This window comes from Dyella sp. CR10 (assembly GCF_055814425.1).
Genome location: NZ_CP185986.1, coordinates 917,857 through 943,994, shown reverse-complemented (window position 1 = coordinate 943,994; position 26,138 = coordinate 917,857). Strand labels below are relative to the sequence as shown.

Annotated in this window: 16 protein-coding genes; 7 read left to right on the top strand and 9 right to left on the bottom strand. The window is 66.9% G+C overall.

What is annotated here, in order from left to right; genetic code table 11:
- Window positions 1–190: 190 nt before the first annotated feature.
- The 7 genes from ACNR9O_RS04375 (at window position 191) to ACNR9O_RS04345 (ending at window position 10,742) form a co-directional block, all read left to right on the top strand.
- Window positions 191–2,188, top strand: a complete 1,998-nt coding sequence (locus tag ACNR9O_RS04375) for an acetyl/propionyl/methylcrotonyl-CoA carboxylase subunit alpha (RefSeq protein WP_473682498.1) — start codon at window positions 191–193, stop codon at window positions 2,186–2,188.
- An 80-nt stretch (window positions 2,189–2,268) separates the two neighbouring features.
- Window positions 2,269–3,237 (top strand): OmpA family protein, encoded by a 969-nt coding sequence (locus ACNR9O_RS04370; RefSeq protein ID WP_473682500.1) that lies wholly within the window; start codon window positions 2,269–2,271, stop codon window positions 3,235–3,237.
- Between the two features lie 87 nt (window positions 3,238–3,324).
- Window positions 3,325–4,224: a hydroxymethylglutaryl-CoA lyase gene (locus ACNR9O_RS04365; RefSeq protein WP_473682502.1), complete on the top strand. Its 900-nt coding sequence runs from the start codon at window positions 3,325–3,327 to the stop codon at window positions 4,222–4,224.
- Between the two features lie 122 nt (window positions 4,225–4,346).
- Complete coding sequence (locus ACNR9O_RS04360) at window positions 4,347–6,545, top strand: pilin (RefSeq protein ID WP_473682504.1); 2,199 nt, start codon at window positions 4,347–4,349, stop codon at window positions 6,543–6,545.
- Window positions 6,546–6,765: 220 nt separating this feature from the next.
- A complete protein-coding gene (gene typA, locus ACNR9O_RS04355; protein ID WP_473682506.1) occupies window positions 6,766–8,598 on the top strand; it encodes a translational GTPase TypA in 1,833 nt (610 codons plus the stop codon).
- Window positions 8,599–8,864: 266 nt separating this feature from the next.
- Window positions 8,865–10,190, top strand: a complete 1,326-nt coding sequence (locus ACNR9O_RS04350; protein WP_473682508.1) for a carbohydrate porin — start codon at window positions 8,865–8,867, stop codon at window positions 10,188–10,190.
- A gap of 141 nt (window positions 10,191–10,331) precedes the next feature.
- Window positions 10,332–10,742: an Imm70 family immunity protein gene (locus tag ACNR9O_RS04345; protein WP_473682510.1), complete on the top strand. Its 411-nt coding sequence runs from the start codon at window positions 10,332–10,334 to the stop codon at window positions 10,740–10,742.
- Between the two features lie 51 nt (window positions 10,743–10,793).
- On the opposite strand, the gene ACNR9O_RS04340 is transcribed toward ACNR9O_RS04345, so the two are convergent.
- From ACNR9O_RS04340 to ACNR9O_RS04300, 9 genes are all read right to left on the bottom strand, one after another.
- Window positions 10,794–12,659, bottom strand: a complete 1,866-nt coding sequence (locus ACNR9O_RS04340) for a beta-galactosidase (protein ID WP_473682512.1) — start codon at window positions 12,657–12,659, stop codon at window positions 10,794–10,796.
- A 36-nt stretch (window positions 12,660–12,695) separates the two neighbouring features.
- Window positions 12,696–14,906, bottom strand: coding sequence for an alpha-N-acetylglucosaminidase (locus tag ACNR9O_RS04335; protein ID WP_473682514.1), 2,211 nt, complete (start codon window positions 14,904–14,906; stop codon window positions 12,696–12,698).
- Window positions 14,907–14,953: 47 nt separating this feature from the next.
- Window positions 14,954–16,162: a purple acid phosphatase family protein gene (locus tag ACNR9O_RS04330; RefSeq protein WP_473682516.1), complete on the bottom strand. Its 1,209-nt coding sequence runs from the start codon at window positions 16,160–16,162 to the stop codon at window positions 14,954–14,956.
- Between the two features lie 61 nt (window positions 16,163–16,223).
- On the bottom strand, window positions 16,224–19,232 hold the full coding sequence (locus tag ACNR9O_RS04325) for a TonB-dependent receptor (RefSeq protein WP_473682518.1): 3,009 nt from the start codon (window positions 19,230–19,232) through the stop codon (window positions 16,224–16,226).
- Window positions 19,233–19,326: 94 nt separating this feature from the next.
- Window positions 19,327–20,811 (bottom strand): glycosyl hydrolase family 79 C-terminal domain-containing protein, encoded by a 1,485-nt coding sequence (locus ACNR9O_RS04320; RefSeq protein WP_473682520.1) that lies wholly within the window; start codon window positions 20,809–20,811, stop codon window positions 19,327–19,329.
- A 64-nt stretch (window positions 20,812–20,875) separates the two neighbouring features.
- Entirely contained in the window at window positions 20,876–22,888 is a 2,013-nt protein-coding gene (locus ACNR9O_RS04315; RefSeq protein WP_473682522.1) for an alpha-galactosidase, read from the bottom strand.
- A 110-nt stretch (window positions 22,889–22,998) separates the two neighbouring features.
- Entirely contained in the window at window positions 22,999–23,931 is a 933-nt protein-coding gene (locus ACNR9O_RS04310; protein ID WP_473682524.1) for a 1-phosphofructokinase family hexose kinase, read from the bottom strand.
- Window positions 23,928–24,860 (bottom strand): carbohydrate kinase family protein, encoded by a 933-nt coding sequence (locus tag ACNR9O_RS04305; protein ID WP_473688409.1) that lies wholly within the window; start codon window positions 24,858–24,860, stop codon window positions 23,928–23,930. Before ACNR9O_RS04305 ends, ACNR9O_RS04310 begins: the two co-directional genes overlap by 4 nt.
- A gap of 2 nt (window positions 24,861–24,862) precedes the next feature.
- The gene (locus tag ACNR9O_RS04300) at window positions 24,863–26,065 is read right to left on the bottom strand and encodes an SIS domain-containing protein (RefSeq protein ID WP_473682526.1); all 1,203 of its coding nucleotides are present in this window, start codon (window positions 26,063–26,065) and stop codon (window positions 24,863–24,865) included.
- Window positions 26,066–26,138: the final 73 nt, after the last annotated feature.

Below are 26,138 nucleotides of genomic sequence, written 5' to 3'. Positions count from 1 at the left end.
GGGCTCGCCGGACATGCTCTACGAAGCGACGCCTGCTTTGAGGCTCCCGCTTCTACGCTCCGCCCGACCCCTCACCCCAACCCTCTCCCCGGCGGGGAGAGGGAGCAAGCGCATGCTGCGCCGCGCATCGGCCTGAAACGCCCGTTCTGCTAGCTTTACGGACTTTGCGCCCCATCTTACGGACCCGTGCATGTTCGAGCGCGTACTCATTGCCAACCGCGGCGAAATCGCCTGCCGCGTGATCCGCACCTGCCGCCGTCTCGGCATCCACACCATCGCCGTCTACTCCGAGGCCGATGCCGACGCGCAGCACGTGCGCCTGGCCGATGAAGCCTGGCCGATCGGCGGCCCGCGTCCGGCCGATTCCTATCTGCGCGGCGAGGCCATCCTCGACGTGGCCCGGCGCAGCGGCGCGCAGGCGATCCATCCCGGCTACGGCTTCCTGTCGGAGAACACCGCCTTCGCGCGCGCCTGCACCGAGGCTGGCATCGCCTTCATCGGCCCGCGCCCGTCCAGCATCGACGCGATGGGCTCCAAGGCCGCCGCGAAGGCGCTGATGGAAAAACACGACGTGCCGCTGGTACCCGGCTATCACGGCGACAACCAGGATGCGGCCTTCCTCGCCGAGCAGGCGCGCCGCACCGGTTTCCCGCTGATGATCAAGGCCGCCGCGGGCGGCGGCGGCAAGGGCATGCGCATCGTGCGCGCGGAGCAGGAGTTCGCCGACGCGCTCGCTTCGGCGCAGCGCGAGGCAGCCAACGCGTTCGGCGACACGCGCGTGATCCTCGAGCGCTATGTGGAGCATCCGCGCCACATCGAATTCCAGGTGTTCGGCGACACGCAGGGCAACGTCATCCACCTCAACGAGCGCGAGTGCTCCGCGCAGCGCCGCTACCAGAAGGTGCTGGAGGAGACGCCCTCGCCCTTCCTCACGCCCGAACGCCGCGCCGCGATGGGCGCCGCCGCCGTGGCCGCCGCACGTGCGGTCGACTACGTGGGCGCCGGCACGGTGGAATTCATCGTCGGCCAGAACGGCGAATTCTTCTTCATGGAGATGAATACGCGCCTGCAGGTGGAGCATCCGGTCACCGAAGAAACCCTGGGCCTGGACCTGGTGGAGTGGCAGCTGCGCATCGCCGCGGGCGAGCCGCTGCCGCTGCGCCAGGAAGACGTCCATGCACAGGGCCACGCGATCGAAGTGCGCCTGTACGCCGAAGACCCCGAGCAGAACTTCCTGCCCGGCTCCGGCAAGCTGCTGCGCCTGCGCCTGCCCGAACCCTCACGCCATGTGCGCCTCGATGGCGGCGTGATCGAAGGCGACACGGTAACCATCTTCTACGACCCGATGATCGCCAAGCTGATCGTGCACGACCGCGACCGGCCGCAGGCGCTGGAGCGCCTGCGCGAGGCGCTGATGACGTGCGAGATCGCCGGTCCGAAGTCGAACATCGCCTTCCTCGAACGTCTGGCGCGTCACCCCGTGGTGGTGGAAGGGCGTATCGATACGGGCTATCTCGATCGCCACCTGGACGAGTTCCTGGCCGGCGACGCCGCGCCCGCGCCGCGCATGTTGTTCGCCGCCGCGGTGGCCGCGTTGCTGCACGACGAACGCGCCGTGGCGGCGGACGCGCGCCATGGCGCCGATCCGCATTCGCCGTGGGCCAGCGCCGACGCCTGGCGCATCGGCCATGCCGGCAAGCGCATCGTGGCGCTGTCGCTGCGCGAAGAGCGCTACGAGGTCGAAGCCCATGGCCATGGCGGCGACTACCGCCTGTGTCATGGCGAAACCGTTTGCCGCGTGCAAGGCGCGCGCCACGACGGCAGCGCGCTCAGCGCGCGCTTCGACGACGAGTCGCTGCGCCTGCCCGTGCGCGCCGACGCGCAGCGCGTGCTGGTGCACGACGCCGACGGCCGCCGCCACGCCTTCGCCCGCGCCGCCGCGTTTGCGTGGGCGGCCAAGGAAGGTGCCGGCGGCAATCAAATCATCGCCCCCATGCCGGGCCGTATCGTGCTGGTGAAGGCCAAGCCCGGCGACCAAGTGGAAGAAGGCCAGGAATTGCTGGTAATGGAGGCGATGAAAATGGAGTTGGCGCTCAAGGCTCCGCGCGCCGGCACCATCGACAGCATCGGCGCCGCCCAAGGCGACTTCGTGGAAGCCGACGCCGTACTCGTGCGCTTCGCCTCCTGAGCTGCCGTTAAGACACATCGCAGGGCGGGCGGGCAGAATGCCGCCCGCCATTCATGGCGCACACCCAAGGAAGATCCACCATGAGCCGTTTCCTCCGCCTGTCCGCCCTCCTGCTCGCGCTCGTGCCGGTCTTCGCCGCGCACGCCGACGACGTGAAGGGCAGCAAGGACCATCCCCTGCTCACTCGCTTCACCGGCGCCAGCATCAACGCGTACAAAGAGACCGACTACGACGAGGCGCGGCTGCCGAACAAGCCGATCGCCTACAACTACGACGACATGTTGACCGTCGAAGGCCGCATCACCCGCATCGGTTACACCATTCCCGGCGGACGTTCCACGGTCGAAGTCGGCCGCAACTACGAACAGGCACTGGCCGCCGGCAAGTTCCAGATGGTGTTCAGTTGCAAAGGCCGCGAATGCGGCGACAACTTCGACTCGGCCCTGATGAACAGCGGCAAGGTCATTCCCGACAAGCCGCGCTTCAAGGTGGGCTTCGGCGCGGACGAACAGCGCGCCTACCTGGCCAAGCGTACCGGCCAGGGCGGCGACACCTGGGTGTTCGTCTACGTCATGACCGGCAGCCACGGCAATGGCGCGGAGAGGTCCGAGACCTACGTGTTCGAGCAGGTCGTCGAGCCCAAGACGATGCAGACCGGCCAGGTGCAGGTACTGGACGCCAAGAGCATGCAGAACGCATTGAACGCCGAGGGCAAGGTGGCGCTGTACGGCATCTACTTCGACACGGACAAAGCCGAGATCAAGCCCGAATCCAAAGCCGAGCTGGCGGAAATGGCCAAGCTGCTCGGCAGCGACCCGAAGCTGCGCGTCTACGTGGTCGGCCATACCGACAACCAGGGCCAGTTCGCGCACAACTTGGAGCTGTCACAGCGTCGCGCCGAAGCCGTGGTCAAAGCGCTGTCCACCGACTACAAGATCCCCGCCACGCGTCTGACCGCCAAGAGCGTCGCTTCGCTGGCGCCGCTGGCGAGCAATGCCGACGAGACCGGCCGCGCCAAGAACCGCCGCGTCGAACTGGTCGTGCAATAAAAAACGCAGCGCAGGTCGGGGTTCGCCTGTAGCGCGCCCCGGCCTGTAGAAAAAGGCCCTTTGCTGGACCGGAGTATCCTCCGCACCATGACTACCTCTGACACTCACGTGCGCATCGTCGAAGTCGGCCCCCGCGACGGCCTGCAGAACGAAAAGGCCCTGCTTCCCGCCGACGTCAAGATCGCGCTGATCGACCGCCTCTCCTCCACCGGCCTCACGACCATCGAAGCCACCAGCTTCGTCAGTCCCAAGTGGGTGCCGCAGCTGGCGGACGCCGCCGAGGTGTTCAAGGGCATCCGCAAGGTGCCGGGCGTCAGCTATCCGGTACTGGTGCCCAATGAACAGGGTTACCTGCGCGCCCGCGAGGTGGGCGCCACCGAAGTGGCGGTGTTCACCGCCGCATCCGAGGCGTTCAACCGCAAGAACATCAATGCTTCGATCGACGAATCGATCGAGCGCTTCCGCCCCGTGCTGGAACAGGCGAAGGCCGATGGCGTGAAAGTGCGCGGCTATGTCTCCACCGTGCTCGGCTGCCCCTACCAGGGCGAGGTGCCGGTGGCTGATGTCGTGCGCGTGGCGGCCCGCCTGCATCAGCTGGGCTGTCACGAGATTTCCCTCGGCGACACCATCGGCGTCGGCACGCCGGTCAAGGCGCGCGCGATGCTTAAGGCAGTGGCCGCGGACGTACCGATGGCCGCGCTCGCCGTGCATTTCCACGACACGTACGGCCAGGCCCTGGCCAATATCCTGGCCTGCCTGGAAGAAGGTGTCCGCGTGGTCGACAGCGCAGTCTCCGGCACCGGCGGCTGCCCTTACGCCAAGGGCGCCACCGGCAATGTGGCCAGCGAAGACGTGGTGTATATGCTGCACGGCATGGGCATGCACACCGGCGTCAACCTGGATCTGCTCATCGCCACCGGCGCCTGGCTCGCCGCCCAGTTGCACAAGGAAACCTCCAGCCGCGTCACCAAGGCGCGTACGATGTAATTTCACGCGACGCCTCTTTCGCGAAAAGCCAGATCAAGAACCGGCCATCCAAGGCCAACTCTTCCAAAGAGCAAATCACCCGCTTCGCCAACGGCGAACCCAACACCCAGGAGTTCAAGGGAATGAACCTGCCGCGCCGCCTGCTGCCCGCCGCCATCCTCACCGCCTGCGCCCTGCTGGGCGCCTGCCACCGCGACCACGCCCCCGCCGCCGATGCCGGCGCGGTACAGCGTGCGCAGGAGCAGCTTTCGCAACCGGCCTGGCTGCGCCAGCACCTGCCCGCGCGCACGGTGGGCTATGTACGCATTCCCTCGCCATGGAGCCTGCTCGGCGCCGTGCCGAACGGACGCCCGCTCGATGCCGCGCTCGCCGGCGAACAGCACCTCAAGGCCGTGGCCGCGCTGCGCGACGCCATTGCCAAGGACAAACAGCTGGCCGAGGCCGGCGTCCAGCCCTTCATGCTGGCGCTGCTGTCGGATCTGCGCGGGCCGCTGGAAGTCGCCGTGGTCGATCCGCTGGGCATGCCCTCGCCCAACAGCATGCTGCTGGTCAGCGCGCCGCTGGAGCAGCGCGACGTGGCCAAACTCAGCGCCCGTCTCGCCCAGCTTGGCCCTGCGTTCCACCTGAAGGCACCGCTGGATGCCAAGGGCAACGGCGAGGTCGCTTCCGGCGAGCTGCTGCATTTCGACGCGGCGAGCGGCCGCCTGTTCGCGCTCGCCGCGCGCGACAGCCAGCTCGGCACGCTCGACCGCGGCGGGTTGGACGCATTGCTCGAAGAAACGAAGAACCCGAAGGCCGCCGACGTGGTCGGCCGGGTGGCCGAGCAGGAAAAGCAAATCGACGTCTCGGGCCAGGGCCTGTTCGGCTGGTTCAGCACGCGCGGCATCGGCGGCGTCGCCGCCGGCGCGATTCCCGCCGACGACGTCGGCGCCCTGCCCGGCGACTTCACCACCAAGACCGAGAGCGTCGCCTTCGGCTGGGGTACCGTCGACGGCCACGGCCGCCTGCAGCTGCGCCTGCATGCACCGCAGGCACGCATACTGGGCTATCTGGCGCCCAAGCAGTTCGCGCCCGACTTCAAGGTCGCCGGCAAGCCGGCCTGGGCAGTGAGCCTGGCCTTGCCCGGCGCCGACCAGGTCAAGGCCTTCGAGGACGGACTCAGCCTGAATTTCGGCGCCGAGCGCGCCGCCGCCTATCGCCGGGCCATGGCCGAGTTCAAGCAGAACGCGGGCTTCGACCTGGCCGAGTTCAGCCAGTGGATCGGCCCCGAGCTGGTCGGCTACGAAGACGATGCCGGCACTTATACCGCCGTGCGCGTACGCGACCGCAAGGCGCTGTACGACCGCCTGCAGGAACTCACCAAGAGCAAGCGCTGGTCGTACCAGGTGCTCAAGGTGGAAGGCGCGCAGGTGCACTCGCTGTGGATCCCCAACCGCTTCGGCGACCGCCTGGAAGGAAACGCCGACGGCGTCGCCCCGCGCGAACGCGCCCTGGTCGAACTGCTCGGCCGCCTCGGTTCGCACCTGTACTGGGTCGAGGACGGCGACTACCTGATCTTCGGCAAGCTGCCCCAGGCCCTCGCCGATCGCGCCGCGGCCAAGCTCGACACGCCCATGGACGGCTGGCTGAAGGCCCAGGCCCACCCCGGCGCGCAGACGCTGCTGGGCTTCTCCTCCACCTCTCGCGATGCGCAGCGCAAGGCTTACTACGGTTACCTGCAGATCCTGCAGTACGTCGACGATGCCAGCGGAGGCACGGTGGACCTATCCACGCTGCCGGCGGCGCACACGCTGGACCTGCCGCGCGAAGGCGTGATCGGCCTGAGCCTCGATGCCACCGGCGACGACCTCTCGCTCGGCATGACCTACGAGCAGAATCCGCTGGAAACGGTGACCAGCGGCTCCAACGGCATGGTTGCCGTCGCCGCCGCGGGCGTGCTGGCCGCGGTGGCGATTCCCGCCTATCAGGAGTACAGCCTGCGCAGCCAGGTGACCCAGGTCCTGACCACGGCCAGCCCGGCCAAGACGGCCATGATCGAGTTCCGCCAGGCCAAAGGCCGCTGGCCGAAGAGCGCCAGGGAGGCTGGGCTGGACGACGACGCCTCCGGCGCGCTGGCCATCGGCGAAGGCCGGATCGAGCTCAGCCTCGACGGAACGGGCAAGCCCAAGCTGGCAGGCGGCACGCTGGTGCTGACGCCCGAGAAGGCGGGCCAGACCTGGACCTGGCGCTGCGAAGCCGAAGGCGTCGAGGACAAGTACCTGCCGGCCGATTGCCGGCACAGCGACGAGGCCCAGGCGGAAGACGCCGAGCCCGCTAGATGACGGCGACGGCTGGGGTTAGCCATTGGCGAACCCCAACGGTTCTCGTGCCACTGGGCGGCGTCCGAGAGGAGGCTCGTGACACCGCCCGTTGAGGTTCGCCGAATGCTCACCCCAACCTGCCGCCCCTTGTTCAAGCAAGTTGTCACATAACTCCGTATAATCGGCCGATTCGCCCTTGAGAAACCTACGCGACGGCCTCCCGGCCGCCCGAGCCGATCCCATGTCCATCGAAAATCTGCGCAATATCGCCATCGTCGCCCACGTCGACCACGGCAAGACCACGCTCGTCGACCAGCTGCTGAAGCAGTCCGGCACGCTCTCCGAGCGCACCGTGCTGGCCGAGCGCGTCATGGACAGCAACGACCAGGAAAAGGAACGCGGCATCACCATCCTGGCCAAGAACACCGCCATCACCTGGCAGGGCAACCGCATCAACATCGTCGACACCCCCGGACACGCCGACTTCGGCGGCGAGGTGGAGCGCGTGCTGTCGATGGTGGACACCGTGCTGATCCTGGTCGACGCGATGGACGGCCCGATGCCGCAGACTCGCTTCGTCACCCAGAAGGCCTTCGCGATGGGCTTCAAGCCGATCGTGGTGGTCAACAAGATCGACCGCCCGGGCGCTCGTCCGGAGTGGGTCGTGGAACAGGTGTGGGATCTGTTCGACCGCCTCGGCGCGACGCCGGAGCAGATGGACTTCCCGATCGTCTACGCGTCGGCGCTGAACGGTTACGCCTCGCTGGACCCGGAAGCCCGCGAAGGCGACATGACCCCGCTGTACGAAGCCATCATGAAGCACGCGCCCAAGCCGGACGTGGATCCGGAAGGCCCGTTCCAGATGCGCATCAGCCAGCTCGACTACAACAACTTCGTCGGCGTCATCGGCATTGGCCGCATCCAGCGCGGCACGCTGAAGAAGAACATGCCGGTGGCGGTGATCGACCGTCACGGCAAGAAGCGCCAGGGCAAAGTGCTGCAGGTGCTGGGCTTCATGGGCCTGGAGCGCATCGAGCAGGATTCGGCCGAGGCCGGCGACATCGTGGCCATCTCCGGCATCCAGGAGCTGACCATCTCCGATACCGTCTGCGCGCTGGACACGCCCGAGGCGCTGCCCGCGCTGACCGTGGACGAGCCCACCATCAGCATGACCTTCCAGGTGAACAATTCGCCGTTCGCCGGCAACAAGGATCTCTCCGGCGGCAAGTTCCTCACCAGCCGCCAGATCAAGGAGCGCCTGGAGCGCGAGCAGGTCCACAACGTGGCGCTGCGCGTCGAGCAGGGCTCGGACGCGGACAAGTTCCTGGTCTCCGGCCGCGGCGAGCTGCACCTGTCCGTGCTGATCGAGAACATGCGCCGCGAAGGCTATGAGCTGGCCGTGTCGCGTCCGGAAGTGATCATCAAGGAGATCGACGGCCAGAAGATGGAGCCGATCGAGCAGCTGGTGGTCGACGTCGAAGAGATCCACCAGGGCCCCGTGATGGAGCGCCTGGGCGTGCGCAAGGGCGCGCTCAAGAACATGGAGCCGGACGGCAAGGGCCGCGTGCGCCTGGAGTACATGATCCCGGCGCGTGGCCTGATCGGCTTCCAGAACCAGTTCAAGACCCTCACCCAGGGTTCGGGCTTGCTGTTCCACGTGTTCGACCACTACGGCCCGAAGGAAGAAGGCCAGATCGCCAAGCGCCTCAACGGCGTGATGATCGCCAACGCCGCCGGCACCACCCCCGCCTACTCGCTGGGGCCGCTGCAGGAGCGCGGCAAGCTGTTCGCCGCCGAAGGCGACTCGGTGTATGAAGGCCAGCTGGTCGGCATCCACTCTAAGGACAACGACCTCACCGTCAACGCCATCAAGCCCAAGCCGCTGACCAACATGCGCGCCTCCGGCAAGGACGATGCGATCCAGCTCACCCCGGCGATCAAGTTCTCGCTGGAACAGGCGCTGGACTTCATCGACGATGACGAGCTGGTGGAGATCACACCCAAGGAAATCCGCCTGCGCAAGAAGCACCTCACCGAGAACGACCGCAAGAAGGCTTCGCGCGGCGGCGGTTGATCCGCTCGCCCTCGTTCTCCGCCAAAGGCCGCCGCAAGGCGGCCTTTTGCTTGGCCCGTCCGCAGCCATCCGTCGTTGACGTGCCATACACGCGTGCGACCATGCGCAAAGCCGACGGATTATTCACGGCGCCGAGTCGGGCATGCATGGACAGTGGCTCTTTCCATGATCGGCGTCGGAGCGAAGCCACGTCGAACCTGTCTTCATGGCGCGATACGAGGAAATCGGCCGTTCTTCCCCGTGCCGCGCCCTGTACGGAATCGTTGATGAGATCGATACGTTTTCTCGCGATCGGCGCACTCCTGGCCACCGCCCTGCCCGCCTGCGCCGATGAGGCGCCCGTGTTCGTGCCGCAATGGCTGGGCGCGCAGTACACCTTCGTCGACCAGCATCAGTACCGCGTGCATTCGCCGTATGCGGGGCCGCTGAGCCTCACCGCACGCACCGACACCGCGCGCTCGCACACCTTCGGCGCCTACTTCGGCGTCGCCCTGCCCGCACATTTCCAGTTCTACTTCGACGTGGAAATGTTCAAGGGCGAAGGCGTCAGCGGCGCCACCGGCATGGGCGGCCTCACCAACGGCGACGTGATCCGTTCCGGTTCGGCCAGCCTCGGCAAGACGCCCTATGTCGCGCGCCGCTTCCTGCGCTGGACGCTGCCGCTGGGTGACGAGACCGAGGACGCCGAGCGCGCCATGGACCAGCTGCCCGGCAAGGAAGCCGCTCGCCGCATTGAAGTGAAGATCGGCAAGATGGCGATCAACGACGACTTCGACAAGAACCGCTACGCCGACGGCACGCGCACGCAGTTCATGAACTGGGCGCTGTTCAACAACGTCGCCTGGGACTTCGCCGCCGACACGCGCGGCTACACCGAAGGGCTGATGGTCGGCCTCGTCGAGTCGGGCTGGAGCCTGCGCTACGGCATCTATCGCATGCCGCGCGAGGCGAACGGTTCGCGGCTAGTGCAGTCGCTGCACAAGGCACGCGGCCAGCAGATGGAACTGACCATCCAGCCGCAGAAGAACGGCTGGGCGCTGCGCGCGCTGATATTCCAGAACCAGGCCAGCATGGGCATCTACCGCAAGGTCATCGCCGAGGCGCTGGCCAAGGGCACGACGCCCGACATCCGCGCCGACGACCGGCCCGGCCGCAAGAAATACGGCTTCGGCCTCAACGGCGAACTGCCGCTGGCCGATGGCGGCGACACCGGCCTGTTCATGCGCGCGGGCTGGAACGACGGACGCAACGAGTCGTTCGCTTTCACCGAGGTGGATCGCACCGTGAGTGGCGGCGTCCAGCTGTCCGGCGCGCACTGGGGACGCCAGCAGGATCATTTGAGCTTAGGTCTGGTCGTCAACGCGCTTTCCTCGCCGCATCGCGAGTATCTCGAACGCGGCGGCAGCGGCTTCGTGCTGGGCGATGGCGCCTTGAACTACGGGCACGAGCAGATCGTCGAGGCTTACTACAGCTTCGTGCCGTTCGAGCATCTGACCCTCAGCCCGGATGTCCAATGGGTCCGGCATCCGGGCTACAACCGCGACCGTGGACCGGCAAGGTTCGTCGCGCTGCGCGCGCACGTGGAGCTGTGACGACTTGGCGCAGGTGTCGGGGTTCGCTTCGCTCACCCCGACCTGCGCCGCTACGGGGCCATCACGCCCAGCGGGAGTGGCGCCCTCTCCTCTCATGGGATAGAAACGACTTTCCGCCACAGGCTGATACAGGGATCGTGCATGTCCGTCGGTGTCCGAGTGGGTTCCGTCGTCGATGAAGTGGGTTCGCCCGATTTCTTCAACGCCTTCTTTTCCACGATCGCGGGACGTCTTGAGCCAGCCGGCGCCGGCACACGATTTCCGATCGTTTCGGTCAACTTCTACAGCGGGCACGTGCCTGCCGACAAAGTCGACGAAGCGATAGACGAGCTGATAAGAATCCGCGAAGAACTCGCGCAGTTCCCGCCGACTGCGGTGATCTGGGACATCGACGATCCCGACGCGTCCCCTCCGTGGGGCGACCGCATAAGCCCGGACATTACCTCCATGGCGAACTATTTCGTGTCGAGCACCGGCCGGGGCCTGTTCGAGCTGCTGCTGGAAGCGTTCGACGACGCCAGACGGAACCACGCCGACGTCACTATTGAATGAGACCGTCGGCGCGCCGTGAACGGCGCGACTGGAGGTCGTACGCCGGTTCGCTCAATCATGCAGTCGCTCGAAACCTTCGATAGGTCCGGCTTCGACACGATGCATATCGAACACCAGCACTTCGTTCTCGCCCGCCTTCAGCCACGATGCCGGACAAAACAATCGCTGCTGGGGGCCGATGCGCCAGTAGCGGCCGAGCAGATGGCCGTTGACCCAAACGTAGCCTTTGTCCCACGCGCTCATGTCGATGTACGTGTCGGCCGTGCGTTCCAGCCGCAATGCGCCTTTGAAGAACACGCCGGGCCTGGCCGGCGCTTTCGTCAGCGGACGCAGACCGGCGAGGAACGCCGCATCGAGCGGAAACCCGTGCACCGTCCATCCGCGCTGCGCGACGCCATTGACGCGCACCTCGCCCACGATGCCCTTGCGATCGGCCATCGCTTGCCCATAGCCGACATGGCCGAAGCTATCGACGAGGATCTCGATCGCATCGCCGTCCTGCGCCTGCGGCGGGGGAAGCTCCACCTGTTGCGCCTCGCGCAATCCGGCAGCGCGTACGCGTGAGACATAGCCGAGATAGCGTTCGGCGCCGAACACGGTCGCGTAGTCGCGCACGCCGTCGATGGCGAGGGTACCGCCGGCCTTGCTCATCGTGCGGTACAGCACCATGCCGTAGTCCTGGCCGAGCAGCAGTTCTTTCGCCTGCGGCACCTCGGTGCTCTTCGATGCCGGCGTCAGGTTGTCCCATAGCGAGGCATGGGGCTGGAGCATCGTCCTGGCGAAGCGCATCGCCGGCGGCGCGGCAGGCATCGCCGGCAGCGGCTGCGGCAGGTGCGCGCCGATGATGCGGCGGAACGCGCGATAGTCCGCCGTCGCTTCGCCGCGCTCGTCGACCGGCGCGCCATAGTCGTAGCTGGTGATCGTCGGCTCGAACTTGCCGTAGTCGGCATCGGCGTTCGCGCCCGCGCCGAAGCCGAAATTGGTGCCGCCGTGCGCCACGTAAAGATTGAATGAGCGCCCTTCGGCCATCAGCTTCGTCAGCGTCGCCGCATAGTCCCCGCGCTGGAACTCCTTGTCGCCCCAGTGCGTCAGCCAGCCCGGGTAGCCTTCGCCCACCCACACCGGCATCTCGCCGGCGATGGCCTGCGCGGCGGCGAAATCGGTATCGCCGTCCAGCCCCAGTGCGCTCCCGGGCAGATAGGTCTTCTGCTTCTGGATCGTGCCCAGGCCGTCGGAGATCGAGAACGGCCCATCGATGCCTCGCTCGCGCCACATCGCCTGGATCTTCTCCAGATACGCCAGGTCGCCGCCGAACGAGGCGTACTCGTTCTCCACTTGCACCATCAGGATCGGCCCGCCGTTGGCCACCATCAACGGCGCGACGCGCGGCGCGATGGCGTCCATGTAGCGCGCCACCGCCTGCATGTAACGCGGGTCGTCCTTGTCGCGCACGCGGATGTCCGGATAGCGCAGCAAATACGGCGGCAAGCCGCCGAAATCCCACTCCGCGCATACGTACGGACCCGGCCGCAGGTACACCCACATGCCTTCCTGCTGGCACAGCTTGATGAAGCGCACGAAGTCGCGATTGCCGCTTTCCAGATCGAACACGCCCGGCTCGCTCTCCAGCGCGTTCCACATGAGGTAGATGGCCACCGTGTTCAGCCCCATCGCCTTGAGCATGCGGATGCGCTGCGTCCAGTACTCGGCCGGAACGCGGATCGGGTGCATCTCGCCGCTGCGGATCTGGAAGGCGTGGCCATCGAGCAGGAAGGCGCGTCGGGCCAGTTCGAAACGGTGCGCATGTCCGTCCGGCAGGGGCTCGGCGGCCAGCGGCGGCAGGGCCGCTTCCACGCGTGCGCTCAGCGCGCCCAGCGGCACAAGCGCACTCAGGCGCAGGAACTCTCTTCGCCGCATGCGCGGACTCCTCGGGCTACGAAACGGGGGCAATGCTTATTTGCCGGCCGCTGCCTCCGCAGCGCGGCCGCGGCAGAGCCGCAACCGTCGCACCGCCTCGTCGGCGAGCCGCCAGGCATCGCCCGCGGGTTTCGTGGGATAGGCCTCGCGCGAGCGAGCCCAGTCCTGTTCCAGCGCGAACCAGTCGATCGATGGTACCGCGCCGCCGGCCAGTCCGGCCTTCAAGGCTTCAAAGTATTGGCGCCAGCGTCGCGCGTAGAGGCCATCGACCAGCCCCGCCAGCTCGCGGTTGGCGTAATCGTGCAGCCCGCCGCGGTCAGCGCCGGAGCGATCGCCCCAGCTGACGAGGATCGAACGCTGGTCGTACTCCAGCCGCGCGGCTTCCGCGTCCTTACCCGCCTCCTTTGCGTGCATCAGCCAGCGGCCCAGCAGGAAATCGGGATCGCTCGCAAGCAGACGATCGAGCAAGGCCATATCGTCCAGCCATTCGGCGGTCAAGCCATGGAAGGCCTGCGCATTGCGGGCCTCATAGGCCGCCTTGATCCGTGGCAACAGCAGGCGCGACCGGTTGCTGATGGCTTGCCGCGTCACGTCGACCAGATCGTGCCGATACGCGGAAGTCGTACGCAGCGCGGGCGCCACCTCCAGCAGTTCGCATACGGCACCGTCGAAACGCGCGAGATCGTAGCGCGCCTCGGTCGGCGACCAAGTCGCCGCGCTGCGCGCGTCCAGGCTCGGGCGCGCGGCGAAGAGACTGTCGTGCGGCTCCGACCATTCCTTGGAAGGCATGCCATACGCCGTGTCAGCCAGGATGCGCCATGCCGCGACGGCATGTGGATCGTTGCCACCGTACCGATAAGCCGCGTAATCGGCGAACCAGCGCGGCGCGTCGTCCGGCACTGGCGTCCAGGCCAGCGCGGTGAACAACGCATAGGCGGCCGGGTCGGTACCACTGCCTTCGGGCATATAGGCGATGCCGCGCAACGCGCTGCCTTCGCGTTGCCGCCACGACGCGGAGCGCGTGATCCACACGCCTGTGTTCGCGCCCAGAGTGGTGTGCCCGCCGAAGTTCGGAATAGTGCCGAAGGCATACGGCGCGCCGCCCCAGTCGCGTTCGCGGTCCATGCCGTCGTAGCGATCGGACAGGCCGTCGACGATCAACAAGCGCTCATGCGGCACATGCTCCACCACGGCGCGCGGCGGATTGTGCTGCCAGCCGAGCAATACCCAGCGTGCCGCCGGATGCGCGGCGTCGAGCGCGGCGAATACCTGCTTCGCCGCCTCGCCCACCGGCACGTCACCGGCGCGGCCGCCCTCATGCAGGAGATCCATCTTGTACAGCGCCGCGTCGCCGAACAGTTCGCGCTGGTGGCGATAGAACGTCGCCGCGACTTTGGCGAAACGCGGATCGCGCGGGTCCAGCCAATCCGGCCGCTGGAAACCCACCCATTCCCCTTGCGGCACCAGCGACGCCCCGGGCTGCTTCGCCGCAAAACCAGGCGGCACGGTGCCGAAATAGCCGGGAAACACCGGCTGCATGCCCAGCTCGCGCAGACGCGCAGCGATGCGGCGGCCAAGTTCGGCGCGCCGCTCGAACAGCTGCGGCGACACCGGCCCGCCGAATGCCGACATGTTCTGCAGCAGCCACCACGGCTGATGAGCCGGCGCGGGGATCCATGCACGCACAGCGTCGTCGTCATAGCCGAACTCGCGGAAGGTGCGCCGGTATACCTCTTCCGCGCCGATCGGCACGAACACCTCGTTGATGCCGCGCAGGGCCAGCAAATCCAGCTTGCGCTCCCAGCCCGGCCAGTCGAGATACGCATCGGAATAGCCGTCGTCCACGTCGTTGAGCGCGAAGCGGTCGGGCACGACCGCGCGGCTTTCGATCGGCCGCGACGGTGCCGGCAAGGTCGCCGGCAGGCGCGCGAGGCTGTCGCCCGGCCAGCCGATACTCACCTTGGGCACGCGTTCGAGATAAGCCTCCACGCCGGTCAGCAGCACCGCCGGCGTGGTGCCGGCCACTTCGATATGGCCAGCGCTGCCGCGCACTTCGTAGCGATCACCACTTTCCTGGGGCAAGGCGACCAGCGTGATCTGTGCTTCGTGATGGGGCAGCAGCCGTTTCAGGGCATCGCGCGCGGGAGCGACATCGAAGGCAGCGAGGGTCTCCGCGGCGCAGGAGGTTGCCAGCAGCGTGCCCAGGATCAACACCAGGCCAAGCCAGCCGTGCCGACGCAAATGCATGCCGATGGGTTCCACCTTGCCACCTCCCCGCACGAGTTCGCGTCAGCCTACTTGCTTCGCCGCTCCAGCGTGAACGCGTCCACGGTCTTTCCCGCCCGGTCCACCACGGTGACCTTCAACTGCCGCTCGCCCGCGTCGACCCGCGCGAGCTGATCCTGCCCGAGCGCAAGAATCGTGAACTCATTGCCTCGGGTGCCAGGCTTTACCCGCTCGTAGACATGCAGATGCCCCGCGATGAACAGATCGACCTTCGCCGCGTTCGCCCGCTTCGTCCACTCGGCATTGGCGCCGTCCAGCCAGCCCCATTCGGGATCGTGACCGAGCACGACCGTGAACGGCGCCGTGCGCGTCCGCGGCTCGTCCAATGCCTGTTCAAACCAGGCGAACTCTTCCTGGCGATAGGCGCGCAGATCGTTGAGGCCGGCATACACATTGGTGGCGTCTGGCTTGTCCTCGCCGGTGTCGACCACTACCAAGTGCAACGGCCCCTGATCGCGCGTGTAGTAGTAGCGGCCTTCCTGCGCATGCAGGTAAGAGCCGAGCGAACGCGCGAACTCGCCGCGGTACTCGTGGTTGCCGCGCGCGTAGATCAACGGAATATGGCTTTGCAGACCGGCGGCCACCGGACCGAGGAATTTGTCTTTCACCTGATTCTCGTTGACCGCGTAATGCACGCCGTCGCCGGTATGCACCACGAAATCCACCGGACGGTCACGCGCCATCGCCATCAGTGCATCGACACGCGCCACGTTCTCGTGTGTGTCAGTCATCGACACGAAGCTCGCGGTCGTCTTCGACGGATCGAACGTCGTAAACCGATAGATCTCGCTCTGCGCCGTATTGCCGCGCTCCGGCCAGTACGGCTTCAGCGCCACCACGCGGCGCGAAGCCACGCGGTATTGATAGGCATGCCCCGCCTTGAGCCCGCGCAGCACTACGCGATGCTGCGTACCTACCGGCACCAGGCCATCCACCTGCGGCACGGCCTCACGATCCAGCGCCTCTTCGCCATAGATCACCTTGGCGTCGCTGGGCGCATCGGTCATCCACTCCACCACCACCGAATCGTCCGCCATGTCCAGCAGCAGCGGGCCCATGGTGATGGCCGGCGTGGCGTCGTAGACCTTGTAGGGGGCATTGGCGTCATCGTCGTCCACCGATGGCTTCGATGGTGCCGGCGCGTTCCCCGCCAGCGCCACCGCGAACGGCAATGCCAGCCCCAGGGCCAGCACGGCCCCTGTCAGTCCATGCTTCATGCGTCTCTCCCGCGTCCACCGGACCGCCGCTCCGCAGGTCGCGGAGCGGCGACCGGACCGATCAATAGTCGTACGTCACCGAGAAACGCACATATCGCGGCGCCTGCATGACGCGAGGCGTCCGGTAAAGCGGATTGAGCGTGCCGTCGGCCTTCGAGTACAGGTTGGGCGTGATGTTGACCACCGCCTGACCGTTGAAGACGTTGAACACATCCAGATGCAGCCCAAGCCGATGCGCGGCGAAGTCCGGTGTGTACTTCACGCCCAGGTCCAGCTGCCGTTGCCACGGCAGGCGCCCGATGCTGCCGGGCGTCACCGGCACGCCATTGCAGAAGTGATACGCGGAGCCATACGAAGACGGGTCAGGATTGTCGCCCGGGAAGAGACCGAGGCAGACGTTCGGCGCGCCGGATATCAACGAGAGGTTCCCCGATACCAGCCACTCGGGCGTGATCTGGTAGTAACCCCACATCTTCAGCTGATGGCGATGATCGTTACCCTGGTCGCCGTTGCTGTAGACCATGATCGGCGCATTGTCCCAGTCGGCCGATTCGCTGGGGCCATCGGATTGCACGTTGGTCTGCGTCCAGCCCTCGGTGTTGCCGTAACTGCGCGAGAACACATAGTCGAGTTTGCCGTACCACTTGCCGTCGAACGGATGCTCCAGGAACAGATCGAGCTCGTAGTACTTGCGCTTCATCGGCGGAAAGCCGAGCTCCTCGCGGCTTAGCTTCACGTCATGGTGCTGCCCGGCATCATCCACCACCACGAAGGTGTTGGCGCGGCCGGCGTTGATCAGATAGCAGCTGTTGAGCGAACTGACGTTGTAGCCCAGCGCCTGCGCCTTGGCGGTGATCAGGTCGACGTCGCAGAAATCGTCGATCGCGCTGCGCAGCACGCGGCGGGTGGCCTTCGCGCCATAGACCCAATCATTGCCCCAGGTCTTGGTGAAGCCGAGGATGTACTCGTCCTGGTACATGGACTTCAGATCCTTGGCGGTCACCGTCTTCGGATCGGGCAGGATGCCGAAGTTGTTGTTGGCCGATACCGGCGGCGACATCTGCGTCAGCCCGGTCGGCGTGCCATCGGGGTTGATGCCGCTATAGGTGAAGTACTGTGTCGTGCTGGTCTGTGCGCCGGCCGCGCTCAACGCTGGCTCCAGCGGCGAGGCCAGGTAGTAGCGGCCCACGTTGCCGAACACCTTGAAACTGGAATCGCCATTGACATCCCAGGCGAAGCCGAGGCGCGGCGCCCACTGCGCGGTCTGCTTGATATAGGGCTGCGCGTCGGCGTTGTAGTTGGTGAACTGGTCGTTGCGGATGCCCAGCGAAAGCAGCAACCGGTCGTTGAACTGCCACTTGTCTTCGATGTACTGCGCGTGCTGGACCGTTTTCACGTTGGCCAGCTGGCTGTTGACGTTCTTCATCACGTAGTAGCCCGTCGCGCCGTTCGCGAAGTCGGCGGTAGGCCCGACGCCCAGACCCGGGTCGAGCGGCGCCGTCGGATGATCCGAATGGCCGTAGGACCAGCTGTAGCCCGGGCCGGAAGTCACCTTGCCCTGGCTCAGCGCCTCCGCGGTGAGGTTGTCGATACCCGCGGCCAGCGTGTGATCGCCCAGTTTGTACTCCAGGCTCAGACGCAGATTGGTCACCGTATTGCCGCGATTAGGGTCGTACAGCGACGAGGTGGTCTGGTTATTGAAGCGCGGCTGGCTGCCGACGATGTCGGGGTTCTGCGACGTGATGCTGGAAACGTAGGTGAGGTTCGGGTCGTAGCCCACCGGCTGCTGGAAGGCGCGCGTCTTCATCTTGCCGTATTGCGCGGTCACCGTGAGGCTGTCGGTCAGATAGCCGGTGTACTTGCCAGTCCACAGATCGCCGCCATTCTTGGTGCTGTCCGCATGCCCCACGTAACGGCCAGGTACCATCTGCTGGAAGTTGTAGCGGTACAGATCGGCCTGAGTCGAGCGCTTGTTCGACGCACCGGTCAGTTCGATGATGTTGCTGTCGTTGATGTTCCAGTCGAGCTTCGCGTACCACTTGGGCATCTGGTACTTGTAGGTCTGATACGGCGAACTGCTGGTGACCGCGCCCACTGAGGCGCCCTGCTGCTTGGCCATCTCCGCCGAGGCGAACACGAACAGCTTGTCCTTGATCAGCGGACCGCCGACGTACGCATCGTAGGTGGTCACCCAGGATGTGTTCTTCTCGCGCGGCGAGTACAGGGTACCCGTTGGCAATGGCGGATTGGGCTGACCGTTCTCGTAGTAGAAGTTCTTGGCGGAGGAGCGCAGCGCGGCCGGTTCCCAGCTCGCCATACCGCCGAAGTGCCATTCATTGGTACCGCGCTTGCCCACCATGTTGAGCACGCCGCCATCCGAACGTCCGTACTGGGCGCTGTAGCCGCCGGTGTAGGCTTCTTCCTGGTCGATCGAGCCGTAGGGCAAGGTCATGCCGCCTTCGGACTTCAGCGGATCGGTGGTGTTGAATCCATTGATGTAATACGCGTTCTCGTTGGCACCCGAGCCGCCAAAGCTCACCAGCGAGCCCCCCGTGGGACTGGCGAAGCCGCCGCCATTGTTCACCGCCCCAGGCGCCAGCCGCGCTACGGCTTCGGCCGAAAAGCCTAACGGCAGCTTCGCCATCTGCTCGGCGGTGATCACCGTGCGCGAATCCACGCTGGTGACGTCGATCGCCGGCAGCGCGTTAGCCGTCACGCTCACGCCTTCCAGGCTCTTGGCCGCCGTATCGGTGGCGAAGGACACGTCCGTCGCCGCGCCGACGCGCAGGGAGACGTTGTCGCGCGTCTGCACCGGCTGGCCGGCGCGCTTCAGCGTCACCGTATAGCTTCCCAGCGGCAGCTGGCTGGCGGCGTAGCGGCCGCGTTCGTCTACCGGTACATCGCGCTGCAGGCCGTTGGCGCTCTGCACGGTGACGGTATCGCCCATGCCTGCCGGTACCTGTCCGACGATGCTGCCGGTGGTGGACTGCGCATAGGCAGCGCCACCGGTCAGGCTCAAAGCAATCAGCAGGCTCAGCCTGCTTCGACACAACCACGGATGCTTGTTCATTTCGGCACTCCCCAATCGTTTTATGGCCAATAAGCTCACCACCGTCCTTCCCCATCGCCGGCGCAAGGCCGACTTCGGCATCCGTGCCGCCCTTTCAAACCACTCGTTCGAAACTCAGGTACGCCGCGCTGCCGCGCGGCAGCGCGATGCGTGTTTCGCCCTGTCCGTCCGGCCGCGGGCTTTCGCCCGGCACCTCGGCAAAACTTGCTTCCGTGCGGCTGTCCAGCGCGGGCGCGCGCAGCCGCATCACGCTCGCCTTGCCGTAGCCGGCCAGTCCGCTCAGGGTGACCTGCGCATCGCGCAGCGTGTCTTTGTTGATCAACGCGACCCGCAGCGCGCCATCGCGCTGTGCCGCATAGGCACCGAGATTGGCGCCGCCCGTGTCCAGGCGACCCGGTACCATGTGCGCACCGGCGAAACGCTGCGCCAGAGCGATGCCGTGAAACAGCGGACGCGGCTGGAAACCCAGCGCTACGTCGCCGGCGATCGCCGAATAGCGGGAACTGACCGCATCGCGCCGCGCCGCCAGATCGCTTGCGCTGGCGGTGGCGTTGGCTTCGCGTCCGAGCGACGCTTCCACCGATGCCAGCGTGCCGCCGTGGAAGTGGATCGCCGCCACGCCAAGCTCGGCCAGCGACAACATGAAGTCCGCACCCCATAGCGCCGAGGCGAACACGTTGCTGACGCCATCGCGTCCGCCGAAGTAATAGGAATTGGCTTCGGTCAGGCGCAGCGGCAGCCCGGCCGCGTCGGCCACTGCCACTAGCCGCTCTAAGTCCTCGATGCAGCCTGGATCGCCACCAAGCAGATTCCCGATCGAACCGCGTGGCGCCGCATCGCGGTAGTAGTGCCGGCTGAGGAACACGTTGTCCTTGCCGTGCCGCCGCGCATACTCGGCCACCCAGTCCGAATTGGCGCCCGTATCGGGCCCGCCGATCGGCAGGCCGGCCGCACGCAGCGCTTCGGCGTACGGCGTCCACATCGCATCGAACGACGCGTAGTCCTTGGCGTAATTGTTCGCCTCGTTGCCGATCTGGATCGCCAGCAGATCATCGCCGACGGCCTCGCGCACCGCCTTGGCCAGCTCCACCGCCATCGCCGGTACGCCGATCTTCAGGTTGACGCCGAAGATCAGCCTCCATCCCGTCGCACGCAGGAAGCCGGCCAGTTCGCGCAAGGCATCCGGGCGCAGCACCACCGGATGCTGCGGCCCGCCCCTGTGCGGCTTCTGCTCAGGCAGTGCGCCGCGGTATTCGCTCCACACGGTGAAGTCGCTGGTGTTGCCGCCGATGCGCAGCACGCCACGCGGATTCATCTGGCGCAGCAAGGCAACCAGCGAACGGTTGCCCGCCGAGAAGAACGCCGGATCGGCCAGCTGCCCGGTCTCGTAGCTCAGGCTCGCCAGCGAATCGGCGACGAGACGTCCCTTGCCTTCCGGCTTGATGGCGAAGCTCGCCGCCGCATCGGCAACGGACGGCGACGATGCCGCCGCGCGCGCCATGCCGCCCAGCGCGCCCGCCACCGGCAGCAAGGCCGCCGCTTTGAGAAGACCGCGCCTCGTGCGCTCGAACGTGGTCATGCATGCCTCCCTTGGGATCGCCATGCCGTCCGCACGCCTCCCGCGTGCGGACGGCGGCATCCGCTCAGCGCGTCGGTGTCAGTTCCAGCGTCAGCACTTCGAACGGCGCCAGCTGCACCGTCGTCGTACGGTCGGCATCCACAGAGGCCGGTACCTTGTCGCCGCCGGTCTTCCACACGTCGCGCACGCTGAAACGGCGCGCGGCGTCGGCCGGCAGTTCGAGCTGGCGGGCCAGGTCGAGCACGGCGACCTGCGGCCTCGCATCGGGATTGCGCAGCGTGACGATCGACTTCTGCAGCGACCAGGCGCCCCAGCCATACACGTCCAGGCGTCCCGGATCGCCACCGATCCAGTGCGAATCGCGCAGCACGCCCGCGTTGTCGCGCGCCCAGCGCGCCGCTTCGGCGAGCAGATCCCAGTCGGCTTCGGTCAACAGCGTGGGCGTGATGTACAGCTCCTGCAGCTGCGTGCCGGTGGCGAAGTACGAGCGCACTTCATTGGCGAAATCGTGGCCCGGATCGGTGCCGAGATTGCGGTTTTCCTTCGCATAGATGATGCCGTGGAGCATCAGCGAGTTGAGCGGGAACAGCGGCCCCTTCACCACGATGTTGCGATAGGTCTCGCGATCGCGGTAGGTGATCCAGCGTTCGCGCTTGCTGCCCACGCCGGTAAGGTCGTCGTCTTCGCCGTCGCGCCAGATGGAGTCGGCGTAGCGCAGCCAGAACGGCGAGGCGGTGGTGCCGGTGGTGAGGTTGATGTACGTGGCCGGCTTGGCCGCGCGGATGTCTTCGATCAGCTGGATCGCCGCGCCGAAGTCGCTGTCGAACACGCTGCCCGGGAACACCTTGTCGGCATTGCCGGTGCCGTCGAACTTGAACTGGTTGACGCCATCCTTGGTCACCAGCTCCATCACCGCGTCGTGGAAGCGCTGGTAGTACTTCGGACCGGACAGGGCCAGACCGCCATCGATGATTTCGTAACCGGCCTGCGCGCCACGCTCGGCGCGCTCCTTCTTCGGCGGACCATAACCGCCCCACGGCGACAGCCACATGCCGGGCGCGGCGCCGTACTTGGCCGCGGCATCGCGCAGCGGCAGGAAGTCGTGCGGGAAGTCCTTGCTGAAATGCCAGCTGCCGCTGCGGTCGTCCCAGCCGTCGTCGAACAGGAACGAATCGAGCTTGACGTGGCGCTTCACGGTCAGCGCCTCGCCGAAGGCATGGATGCGGTCCAGTGCCTGCGCCTCGGTATAGGGTGTGAAGTACCCGATGTCGTACCAGGAGTTGTAGTGCAAGAACGGCGCATACGGACGCGCGCGCTCGCGCTCCACGTAAGCGGCGAAATCGCGGCGAAGCTGATCGTCATGCGTGGCGCCGATGACCGCCGAATAAGTCACCGACTGCCCTTTGCGCAGCGGCAGCTCGCGGTCTATCCAGAGATTGACCCTGCTGCCGTGCACCTGGCTGCTGGACAGCGGATGCTCGAAGCCAAGGTAGTCGCGCCCGGACACCACCGGCGAGCCGGCCACCGTGCCGATCACTTCCGCGTCGGGGATCTTCGCCTGCAACAGATCGATGCGCTTGATCGATTCGTCCTGCTTGAGCGCGGTGACGGTGACGATCTCGCGCAGATAATCCGAGCCCTCGCGCTGCACCAGCTGCCAGTCGACGCGGAAGCGGCCGCCGGCGTCGGTGAAGCTGGCCTGCATCGCCTGCCCTTTCAGTCGCTCGGCCAGGCGCGAGGCCTTGGCGTTCGCCTTCAGCGCCACCGTCCTGGGCGCCGCAGCGGCGTGCATGTCTGCGGTGGAGAGCTTGCTGCCGTCGGCCAGGGTCAGCACGAATGGCGCAGTGATCTCCAGCGGTCGCTGGTTGATCTTGTCGTCCACCATGACGTGGTCGACCTTGCCGTCCGCAAACGACCAGCGTGCCGCGATGGCGCCGTTGCCGAACGACGTGTCATCCGCCGCCGCGGCGGAACCGATGCCGAGCGCCGCGATCAGGGCGGCGATCAGCTTGCGGCGCAGACCACGCGGGCGGGGCCGCAGCGAGGGGGGAAGATCGGATACGGAAACAGGTGACATGCCGCAGTTCTCTCCAGGTTTTGGAAAAACACCACGGACGCGTTCCTCCCCGTGGCCTCGATGCACTTGCCCCGCCGGCGCGTCGCTCCCACGACGCCCCGGCGGCCTTGCTATCCGTCGAAGCGGATCAGCCGTACCTCCGGCAATAGCGCTTCCACCTGCGTGCGCTGCACATAGCCGGTCTCCTCGTGGAGCGCGTTGGCCGCGCCGCAGGCGACGGCCAGCCGCAGTGCGCGCGACAGCTCGCCGCTGCGCTTGAGTTCCACCGCCATGCCGGCAAGAAAACAGTCGCCCGACCCCACCGCGTTGGCGCTGTGCGCGATCGCCAGCGAGGCATGCCAGCAGGCGTGGCCGTCGAAACCCAGCGCGCCCTGCGCGCCGAGCGTGATCACCGGCAACGGCGTGCCGCGCGCATGCAGCGCGCGCGCCACCGCCGCGGCGTCTTCCAAGGTGTCCACCGCGCGGCCGGCCAGGTGCGCGGCTTCGTCGCGATTGGGCTTGAGCAGGAACGCCCCGGCATCCGCCGCGAGGCGCAGCGCTTCGCCGCTGGCATCCACCAGGCAGCGCATGCCACGCGGCGCGATCTGGCGTACCAGCGTGGCGTACGTATCCGCCTCGAAACCGCGTGGCAGGCTGCCGGAAAGCACCATGGTGTCGGTGTCTTCCACGCAGCGCCACAAGGTGTCCAGCAATTGCTCGCGAGCGCGTGGTGACAGCAACGGGCCGGGGTCGAGTACTTCGGTCATGCGGCCATCGCGCTCGCGCAGCGCCAGGCAATTGCGCAGTTCGCCGGCGATTTCTACGCCATGGAACAGCACGCCGCGTTCGCTCATGCGGCGCGCGATCAGATTGCGATGGGCGGCGTCGGTCAGGCCGACCAGCTGCACCGGCTCGCCCAGCGCGGCGACGGTCTGCGCCACGTGCACGCCCTTGCCGCCGGGGTAGGCCTGCGCGGCGAGTGCGCGCTGCACGATGCCCGGCTCCAGCGCGTCCAGCGTGTAGAGCCGGTCGATCGCGGTGTTGAAGCCGGCGACCGTGATCATGTCGCTGCCGCCAGCAGAGCCTCGACCTCCGCCGCCGTGGCCTGGCGCGTGGTGCCGCCGATGCCGCGCGTGGAGAGGCTGCCGCAGGCGCTGCCCCAGCGCAGGCAGTCGTGCAGCGCCATGCCGCGCAGCCAGGCGTGCAGGAAACCCGCATCGAAGGAATCGCCCGCCCCCGTGCTGTCCACCGCCTCGACGGCGAAGGCCGGCACTTCCAGCAACGTGCCCTCATGCAGCGTGGCGCAACCCTGGCGGCCGCGCTTCACCACGATGCGCGTGTGGCCGTTGTCCAGCCGCTCCAGGCCGGCATGCACATCGTCAGTACCGGCCAGCGCGCGCAGCTCTTCCTCGTTGGGCAGGAACAGGTCCACCTCGGCCAGCACGTCGCGCAGATCCTCGCCCCAGCGCTGTGCGGGATCGAAACCCGGATCGAGCGAGGTGGTGAGGCCCGCGGCGCGGGCGCGCGCGAACAACTCGCGACAACCAGGGCGCAAGGCCTGCTGCAGATAGAACGAGGAAACATGCAGGTGCCCCGCACCGGCAAGCAAGGCATCGCTCACCTCGTCCGCGCGCAATGCGGCGATCGCGCCAGGGAAGGTCACCAGCGAGCGATCGCGCGGCGTGGACAACGACACGGTGACGCCCGTGCGCAGCGCCGGATCGGGCCGCAGCGAAGCGACATCGATACCGGCCTCGCGCAATGCGCCAACGCAGTAATCACCCCACGCATCCGCGCCCAGCTTGCCGTGGAAGGCCACCGCATCGCCCAGCCGCGCCAGCCCCATCGCGCAAATCATCGAGGAGCTGCCCGGCGTCATCAGGAAATCGTCGGCCAGCACTTCCTGCCCCGGCGCAGGCGCCGCATGCAGGCCTTTGAGCACGAGATCGACGTTGATCTCGCCTGCCACCAGCACGCGTCCGGCCTGCGCCATGGTCACGCGCCGGCTCCGTGGATGGTGAAGTCCTGCACCACGCGCGTCAGCACGCCTTGCGACGGCGTATCCGGACGGTCGCCCAGTTGCAGGCAACGGAAGAACGCCAGCAGCTGACCCACCGCGACGCCGGCCAGCAACGCCGGCAATTCACCGTGATGGCCCAGGCCGGCCAATTCGATCGCCACGTCGCCCGGCCGCAGCACATCGGCGGGAATACCCTCGCCCACCACCAGCTTGGCCAGGCCCAGCTGCTTGCGGTCGAGTTCGCGCAGCAGATCCAGCTCGTAGCCGCGCACCGCCGGATCCGGCGACAGCAGGCCCACGATGAGCGTGGTCGGGCGAATGCTCGACATCGGGCCGTGACGCAGGCCAAGGAACGTCTCGGCCATGGTGATGACCTTGCCGCCGGTCATCTCCACCATCTTCAGCGCGGCTTCGTGCGCGGCGCCGATGCCGCCGCCGCTGCCCAGGTAGACCGCCGCGTCGATCTGGCGCGAAGCAAGCTCCGCCAGCGCATCGGCCCGTGTGTCGAACAGATGCTCCACCACCGCGGAAAGCGCGGCGATGGCCGCTTCGGAGAGCACGTCGGCGCTGTCCAGCAGCAGGCCGGAACCGGCCACCAGCAGATTGGTGAAGCTGCTGGTCATGACCAGGCTGCGGTCGTTGGTGCGCTCATCCAGCACCACCACGGTGACGCGCGGGTCATCGTTGTAGCGCGTGGCGAGCTTGCCCTTGGCATTGCAGGTGATGACCAGGTGCCGCCACGCCGGTGCGTCGGCCAGCACGCGATCCACCACGCCGCAGCTCTCGGGGCTGTCGCCCGAACGCGCCAACGACACCAGCAGGCCTTCGCCCGGCGGCAGCACGCCGCGCCAATGCGTCAGCAGCGTGCCGGCGGCGATGGCCTGCGCGGGGATGCCCAGCCCTTCCTGCAGCGAGGGAGCGAGACACTCGCCGATATACATGGAGCTGCCCGAACCGGTGAGCACGATATGCGACGGACGCGGCGACAGCGTGCGCGCCAGTCGCTCGCGCACCGCCGGCTCGCGCAACAGCGCGGCCGTGGCGCGCCAGGTCGCTGGCTGCTGCAGCACCTCGCGCAAGGTGTCGGCGTAGCCGGCCGCCTGCTGCTCCGCCGCGGACTTCGCGCGCAGGGCGGCAAGACCTCCGTTTTCTTTCGTTTTCTTATTAACTATTGACATTTCGCCCGTTTCGCTCGAATGTGAAACCGTTCGATCACGAAACCCAGGGTATTCGAAATGATTCAGAGCACAC